Source organism: Ruminococcus sp. RTP21204st1_B2_RTP21204_210225, assembly GCF_040914135.1.
GTDB classification, from domain to species: Bacteria; Bacillota; Clostridia; order Oscillospirales; family Ruminococcaceae; genus Hominimerdicola; species Hominimerdicola aceti.
This window is the reverse complement of the sequence record NZ_JBCPGA010000064.1, coordinates 1-8,941: the sequence shown is the minus strand read 5'-3', so window position 1 is coordinate 8,941 and position 8,941 is coordinate 1. Positions and strand designations below refer to the sequence as shown.

At 34.1% G+C, this 8,941-nt stretch carries 6 protein-coding genes; all 6 read right to left on the bottom strand.

Features of this window, described 5'->3' with window-relative positions:
• Nucleotides 1-18: 18 nt before the first annotated feature.
• Nucleotides 19-2,043, bottom strand: coding sequence for an NACHT domain-containing NTPase (locus tag AB5123_RS13210; RefSeq protein WP_368364935.1), 2,025 nt, complete (start codon nt 2,041-2,043; stop codon nt 19-21).
• Nucleotides 2,044-2,395: 352 nt separating this feature from the next.
• Nucleotides 2,396-3,562: a hypothetical protein gene (locus AB5123_RS13205; RefSeq protein ID WP_176930861.1), complete on the bottom strand. Its 1,167-nt coding sequence runs from the start codon at nt 3,560-3,562 to the stop codon at nt 2,396-2,398.
• Nucleotides 3,563-3,666: 104 nt separating this feature from the next.
• A complete protein-coding gene (locus AB5123_RS13200) occupies nt 3,667-4,866 on the bottom strand; it encodes a hypothetical protein (protein ID WP_368364934.1) in 1,200 nt (399 codons plus the stop codon).
• Nucleotides 4,857-8,552, bottom strand: coding sequence for a VWA domain-containing protein (locus AB5123_RS13195; protein ID WP_279022577.1), 3,696 nt, complete (start codon nt 8,550-8,552; stop codon nt 4,857-4,859). Before AB5123_RS13195 ends, AB5123_RS13200 begins: the two co-directional genes overlap by 10 nt.
• Nucleotides 8,553-8,611: 59 nt before the next feature.
• A complete protein-coding gene (locus AB5123_RS13190; protein ID WP_178566379.1) occupies nt 8,612-8,767 on the bottom strand; it encodes a cyclic lactone autoinducer peptide in 156 nt (51 codons plus the stop codon).
• Nucleotides 8,754-8,941: hypothetical protein (locus tag AB5123_RS13185; RefSeq protein ID WP_368364933.1), on the bottom strand; the 188-nt coding region annotated here is incomplete at its 5' end. The genes AB5123_RS13190 and AB5123_RS13185, both read right to left, overlap by 14 nt.

The window sequence follows — 8,941 nt, the reverse complement described above, 5'->3', positions numbered from 1 at the left end:
TAGACTTTTTTCTTACTTCTAGTTTAGTCTATTTGGTGTTCGTTGGGTAGGGTGGGAGATTATTTGGCGGGGACGAAAATTCTCATACAGTAACGCTAAAGCACGTTCAATCAATGAACCATTTTCAGAATTCTGTTCTTTACCGTTAGGCTTAAATAATCTTTCCTGTGTTATTTCTCCAAGCAAGACCAGTACATCATTTGGAATATTCTCGGAAAAATAAGTTATAATAAAAGTACCGCAGTTTTGCGATATTGAAAACAATATGATCTGATAAAGAAATTTTGCATAAAAATAATCTCGGAAATTTTGATGATAAAATCTACAGTCTTCATTTTCGGTCTTGGGATATACAATAAATCCCATCAAACTTTCAATATTCAGAAAAGTTTGATAAAAATATTCTTTAAATCTGTAAGATACCAATTCCGAAAATAATGCTGTACCTTCTTGTACGTATCGCTCCAAATCTGAGGTGAGAACTCTAAATCTATTTTCTTTAACCATTTTATATCCTATATAGTATAAAATCAGCATAGTTTGATTAATATCATTTCTAGCAATTGTTTCATTTTGCAGGCATGGAGTTTGTTGTATTTGCGCTACAAAATCTCCAATTAATTCGCCAAGTGTTTCCGGCGAATCATATGGCAGATTAAGATTTAACGAACTGATATTTTCATTACTGTCTAAAATATACCTATACATTGCCAATGCCATGGGACTGCGTAGTATATCTATAAATTTAGTACCTATAATTGTTTCCCATAGTCTGTCTGAGTCAATCTCGCATAACACACAATCTAAATACTCTTTAATACTCTCATCATTTAGTGGATTTACTCTTTTGCATTGAAAAGGTAACGAACCGCCAGTTGAAAAGCATTCTGATATATCGTTCCTGCTGGTAATTATAAAGCTAACAGACTTAAAGTCTCTATTAAGTTCCTTTATTTCGGAAATAATGTTCATTTTTGATTCCGAAAGAGTGATTTCGTTATACCCATCAAGCAGAAATAGAACAGTCGTTTCCTTCACATTCCTTAACCACTGCAATAATTGTTTTTTGCAAGAGGTATTTGAATTATTGATGAAATAATTCAAAATAGGATTTTTATTTTCTCCAAAAACTTTTTCATTTAAAATATTAAGTGGTACATATACAGGTATTATGTCTATTTGAGAATCATTCAATTTTTCTGCCAAATCCAGCAACATAAAAGTTTTTCCGGAACCGCCACCACCTATCAGTAATGTGTTTATTAACTCATTTGATTCATAAAAAGAAACTAGTGATCTGCCTGATTCACCCTCTCCAACTACATTTGAATCTTTTAAAAGATCATTGGACTTTCCCAACGCTTTAGAAATAGCATTTCCTATATCAGGAATGTTTATCTTTTCTTCCTCATTATCAAATGCTTTCATTCTCCCTTGTTCAGTTTTAGCTCTGTCAAGCATTTTTAGGGCAGTATCTTTTACACATTGGTATATTTGTGAATCGGATATAACTTTATTAGTGGAGATTGTTGTACTATCCTTTTTAAATTCTACTAATTTTACCAATTCTCCACGCACATCTTGTAATGATTCGTCTATATGATCTTTAAGTGTCCTATTTAAAACTTTAAATTGAGTTGGCAAGCTTGTATAAAGTTGTTCTTTTACTATTGCAATAACACCTGATAAATATGCTAGAAAATCTTGGTAATTTATTGGACTATCAAGATCCGATTTTTTCTTATTGGAAAGCTTATTATATATAATTTTGAGTGGTGTGCTATACTCTTGTAATTGATTATTGCCATTAGAATAGAGTATATCGGCTATATAGTCAATTCCATAGTCTATTATCCACTTATCTAATAATTCTTTTGAAAAATTAATTGGTTTGTACGGATTATTATCAAGATAAGTTTGTACGTTTCCCTTAATTTTAGAGCATAAGGCACGATCATTGCAAATATCAATTATTTTTTGATTAATGCCGGTAATTCCAAGCAAGTTATTAACATCACTAAAAAAAGCTTCCGGTTCGAACATTATACCACTTCCCGATTTTATTCCTTAACTTAAACTTTTTAATTTCATTATTTATCTACAAAAGTTTAAATTCTTCAAAATACGATTTATTTCTTTATATTATAGCATTTTTGAAACAAAACGTACAAGTATAATACGTGAAATAAAATTTCAGAACGTGAACTGCCATTTTAATTTACATTTAATTAATATTTATGCAAATGAGCTTCATTTAATCAATTTTTCAGAACCACCAAAACATATTTGAACAATTTCATTGCTGTGTTAAAATATTAATGTAATAATATTATTCTGATGTTCATAAAAAATCTCCGTACAGATTTTAGTCTGTACGGAGAACATCTAAAATATTTCAACTCACATCAATAGTATTCAGCAATTCCCCGGAGTTATCATCAAATACAAAAACATAATCACCGCAGGATTCAAATGTGTATGAACCCCCGACTTGGATTTCATCGGCAGATTGTGAATCTATTACTTCCCATTTATCAAGCGAATATGTCAAGTATTCTCCGTTATAGTAGGTAATTGCCTTTTCACCGTCTGCATAGAGTATCCGTTCAAAAGTCCTAGTACCGTGCTGAAACGATTTTGTGCAGTCATCAGTACTGATAATATATAAACGGTCATTTTTGTGCTTTGACATTTCACAGGAAGTCGCCGTTGGACCTCCGTCCCTTGTGATTGAACGTGATGTAGTTCGCTGGGCAACAGATATAATATATTTGTCATTTGATGCATAGGGCGTATTTTCAAAAAAACCTTGAGCATAATCATCAATATCAAGATTATTATAGCAATGTTCTTCACCATCGACAAATGAATATTCATACAACGTTTTCAATCGGAATGTCGATTCGGTGTAAATTATTCGATCCTGTTGATAATGCAATAAATTGACTCTTCCATTAGAACTGATCATATTTTGCATATTTGAATCAACAGCAAAATATGAATCGTTATAGTTATCTGATTCCATATCAAAATATAAACATTCCCCATATTCACAGCTATATTTATACAGCTTAAAATATGAATTTTCTGATTCAAATACAAAAGAATAGTCCACCGAAATTTGTTCTTTATGACCGTCGTTATATAATTGATATATTTCAATTCCGTCAGACGACATACAGAAAATTACATTGTTATTGATAAAAAAGTCCTTTGTATAATCAGGTATTGAATAACTTTTTACTGCTTTTCCCGATGAATCTATAGCTTTAAGGTTATCTTTATCACTGTTGTCAACCATCCATATCAGACTGTCAAATGATTTTATAAATGCAAATCTATCATTTGTATGATATAAGCTTTCTTGAGTGACTAAATTATATATGTTTCCATCTTTAAGTCTATAATAATCATCGTTTAAACACACAATATTTGAGTGTTCATTATACAAATTGGATACCTTGATTTTTATATCAGGATAATAAAAACAAAATTTATAAATAATAATAGCTAATATTATTATAAGTACAAAAAGTGAAATCATAATATATTTAAGTTTCATTTTCTTCAAATTACCACCCACTACTTCAATATATATCCTATTTTAAACAGTGTATTATGGGGATTGTAAATTTCATTAACACTACCTGTATCAAATGTATTATATCACGCGACATTGATAGTATTCAGCAGTTCTCTGGAATTATCGTCAAAAACGAAAATGTAATCTCCACAGGATTCAAATGTGTAGCAACCATGAGAATTGATTTCATCTGCATCAATAGATTTATAATTCTCCCAATTCTTAATATCATAGAATAAATAATTTCCTTTATAGAAAGATACTGCTTTTTTATTACTAAGATAAATTATCTTTTCTCCTGAGCGGGTTTTGATAATCTTCTCGGAATCAGTTTTTAAATCAATAAGAGTAATTTGATCGTACTTATGAAATTGAAGCGGGTAGTTGTTATAGAGTCCATAATCTCTAACAGAATAATTATCATATAGTATGCATAAATCCATCAACACTGATTTTTTATCATAGGAACTGCTGAATGTAATCAATGAATCCTCAGTTAAGGAAAAATGTCGGATATCTGTTTTAGGTGTATTATACTCTTTTCCGTTATATAAATTCTTAAAAATCGTACCGTTGTGTGCTTTGTATTCCATACAAGCATTTCCTGTATCTCCGACAATATAGTTATAACCACCTAGATTTATGATTTGCTTATCATCAACAACGATTGAGCCCGAAAAAGTGTCCTTGTCAAGTTCAATAGGATATGCAATAATCATTTTTATGCCACCATTTGATGCAGTTTTGACACTGCCTATTTCAGCATCACCTATGGATCTCCATTCGTTGTCACCAATTAGTTCTTTAATGCTCATGTTACCAAGTGTTATTGGGTCAAGAAGTAAATAAGATCCTAACATTCCGCAAAAGACACAATTATCTGTAGCAAATATCCCACTGATACGACCATAAATACGATCATTTGTATCGCTGCTTATACTTTTCAGTAATTTGCCATCAGAATTAAATTGAAAAATCGATTCATCATCCGCTGCAAATATGTAGTCGCTATTACAGGTTATATATTTAAACTCTCTATCATCGTAAAAAATCTCACTTTTATTTCCATCTGCAACAGAACATATAAAGTTATTACTGTCTAAATAATAGTAAGTTGAAGATGAATTAAAACATACTCGTGAATTTGTTATTACATCACTATTGCAATTAACGACATTAATAGTAGGGCCTTTGACTAAATTTAAAACGATAACAAAAGCACAAAACAATAAAGCGATAGCAAGAAATATAAATATGATTTTTTTTCTTTTCTTTAGTACCATATCCCAATCACCAGAGTGCTGAATAATGGATCTGAACTTGAAAACATATCTTCAATAGAAGCGTAGCTCGTTTCAGGCTCAGTCCAACTATTATAGCAATTATAAATTACAATATTACTTGATCCTTTTTCAATGTATACTGTATGAACCCCATACTTTAAGTCAATACCACCATTGTTATAATTCCAAGCAGAGAAAATAATTCTTCCATTTTTATCAAGTTTTTCTTGGATTTTCTTCAAATTTTCTTTTTGAGATGAATCGGTCTTAAACGGATTGATGTATATGATGCTATCCGTGTATCCAGGAGATAAAGAATATGATTCTAAGCAGTCAGGTATTCTTTCTGGTTTTGATCCGCTTTTACCATCAGCCAATGGACCTGTTATTTGAATTGCATTCATTTCGAATTCGGCTGTGAGTTTGCATAAATCTACATTTATTCCCTGCCTTGCCATAGCATTGTATGTTGCCAATACTTCGCAACCGACCCCATCAAAAGTAGTGTCTCCAAATTTTAATTTACTGAAATTTCCTTGTCCGTTAATACATCCTGTTTTGGAATACGAGGAACTTATCGAACTATACCTAGAATCATTCTTTAATATATTAGGCAATTTTGTTGAATTCTTTGCATAATTCTTCATAGCTCTATCATTGGCAGAATAAGACATATAAGTCCAACCAACATATTGCATATAAGCATCACCAAATCTGGTCCAATCTGCTATAGCACAAGTCATAAGTCTTGTGTTACTTATTCTATCTGTTGATACTGAGATTTGATCATTTTTATAGCTTAAATATAATGGCTGACCTACAGTATCATTATTTTCATAATATAAAACCTTTGATCGTATTACAAGACCATTTTCACCAAGCAATCCGTTTGCTCCATTATTATAAGGCAGTACTTCCCATAATTGCCCCTGTAAGTTTAAATCATTGCCCATATATACAGAATAACTACCATCGTCATTTGCGTTCAACGTTAATACTAGATGTTCATTATTCAATGCGTGAATTTTATAACCGACATCGCACCATTCAAACTTGAATTTCTGATTATCATTGCCTGTATAATTATACATTATCAAAGACGTCCCCGGAATAGTAGAGTTACCTTCTACATCCATATAGTATTCTGGGTAAATACCTGTCATTTTAGCAAGATAGTATATCTCTCCATCAAGGAAATCATACTTATCCCCCAAAATTTCCGGCTTATCCATAGGATCAGGATCTTCAATATCAGAATAACCATCGTCATCTGAATCGTCATTACTTTCAGGATTAGAATTCATTATAAAATAATAACCTGCAGTTTCTTCTTGTTCTTTGTGATCCCTTATAACAGTCTTATAAACCGGCACAGGCTCAATTTCAACACCGTCTTCTAATCCGTCATTGTCAGTATCGGGCAAATCGTATCTGGTGTGAACTATCTGTCCATTCTGAACTCGTATACCGGCTAATTCAAATACATCATATAAACCATCGTGATCAGTATCTTCTGTATCAAAGAAGGTGTCAAGAGCGATTTCTGAATAAATATCCGCTAAATCATTAGTTGTAATGGCTTTGTAAAATTCGCCGTGTGTCATATCTGCCATATGTTCAAGAATTCTATCGTCAGAACCGTTGCCAAAGCCAATAGTGTAAATTGGAATTCCCAAATTATCTGCGGTTTTTAAATATGAATCAGAAACACTACATCCACCATCAGACATAAATATAATCATTTTTTTAGGAGCACCGGTCTGTGTCTTTAGTAAACGTATTGATTCATTTATTGATGCGTCAAAATTATTGCCTCCGAGAGAATAAATCTTATTCAGCGAGTTTAATAATGTGGTTTTTTGACTTACAGAAGTAAAATTACAAAGTATCTGTGGAACGCTATCTTCAGCTATAATAGCTACATTATCCTTATTTCTTAGAACATTGATAAACGATTCAGCAGCTTTCTTTCTGCCTGCTTCATAAGGATCGTTATATTGCATACTGCCTGAACAATCGATAACTAATACTGTGCTTAATCCTATTGGAATATGGTCATAATAACTTGGATATAACTCAGTAGACCATGCTTTATACCATTCTTCCCTATTAACAATCATATACTTACTAAAATGCGTTGTTTCCACACTTACAGTAGAGTTCTTCTCATCAAGCACAGTATCAAGCTCTACAAAATTGTCATTTTCTTCATCATACCATAAAAACAGCAGATTGTCAAACTCGGTATCTCCAAGCTTTGACTTGTCAATCACATAAGTAAGCGTAGCCTTATCAAACTGCGAAGTAGTTTCTATTGAGAAAGGCTCGCCCACAAGACCGACAACATCAGAGCAAAGTATATCCTTGTTCATAATGCTCTCAACAGTTGTTGTCTTTTGGAGATTTCCCGTACCCTCCATAGTTACATGAACCTCGGTTACAGCACAATCCTCGTTTTCAACCTTGTGAATAAATGTCTGTGAACGTTTTTCATCACCATCGGAAATGCCGTTGCCGTCGCTATCGGGATTCAGAGGATCGGTTTCAAAGTAGATCTCGTCTCCGTCATCAAGTCCGTCATCATCGGTGTCAACCTTGAGCGGATCAGTCCCGTAAGTGTTGATCTCTTCTCCGTCTTTAAGACCGTCGCCGTCGGTATCCTCATTGTAAGGCTCTGTGCCAAGCTCGTACTCCTGAAGATTTGTCAAACCGTCTTCATCAAAATCCTCATCGCAGTCAAGTACACCGTTATCATCAGTATCGGGTTTTGTGGGATCTGTTCCAAGAGTTAATGCCTCATACCCGTCGGGAAGATTATCTCCGTCCGTATCGGGATTGTAAGGATCTGAGCCTACTTCCTTTTCGATAAGGTTAGGCAGACCGTCATCGTCCGTATCGGCAAGATACTGCCAGTCGTCCATTGTCCAACTGAGTTCTTCGGATTCTGTACCGACAAGCTCTGCCCACGAGCTGCTGTAGTTAATATTCGCTCCGTATCCGTCGATAACAACATTCTGAGCAATGATAAGTCCGTTCATATTGAAGTTGTCGCAGTCTATGGTAACAGTTCCGAACGGAGCATAGATCAGTCCGTTTACCGAAGCCTGACTGTTTGAGATGTCAATATCGCCGAACTTTGAATAGATGACCGTGTTGTTGCCGTTAAGATTTCCGCCGGAAAGATCAACGTCCGAAACAGCTCCCACAGCGTTATTCAGGCTGATATTGCCGTCTAGACTCAGTCTACCCGTAACGTAGACAGAATTATTTATATTAATATTCATATCGGAATATGTATAATCTTCGTTGTATGTATCGCAGTTTTCGGTAAAATATTTGTCTGCAAGCTTGGTATGAATGAGTATCATATCCTTGTTGACGTCAAATACATCTTCGGTTTCTTCTCCCTCCGTATTATCTTCAATATCGTCATAATCTGTAACAGTGCCGTTGATATTGGGATACTGAGCGGTTGTCGAAAACACGCCGTTTGTGTAGATATTGCCATTAAGAGTAAAACTGTCGGTATTTACAGCAATACCGGCCGCTTCATCAGCGGCAAAAACAGCATAGGGATACTTGGCGGCTTCCTCAGCCACTGCAGGCATGACTGATGTTATACTAAACGTCATAGCTACAGCAAGTATACTTGAAATTGTTCTCTTAAATTCAACTTTGAATCTCATGCTTTTCCTCCTTTTTTACACAAACGGAGCGTATTTGCGCTCCGTTTGTACTTTTTTGATCAATCCTCTTTTATGAACTTCTTCATGCCTTCAGGTTCTTTCGGCTGATTATACCACCACCAGCAAGCCTGAGAACTTGAGCTAACTCCTATCATCAGCGCAAGGGCAGCCAATGATGAACCATATTTCAGCATAAGCTTTTTAAGTGCCTTCATATTTTACACCCCGTTTCTTTTTCAAAAATTTATGCAAATTCTCAGGCTCTTTCGGCTGACAATAGGTTATACTGCAGGCTTGTCCTGTTACCAATGTCGTTATGCCGTAGATTGCACTGAGAATTAACGTTATAATAAGTCCTCGTTTTGTTTCCTGATTCAGTTTCTTCATCG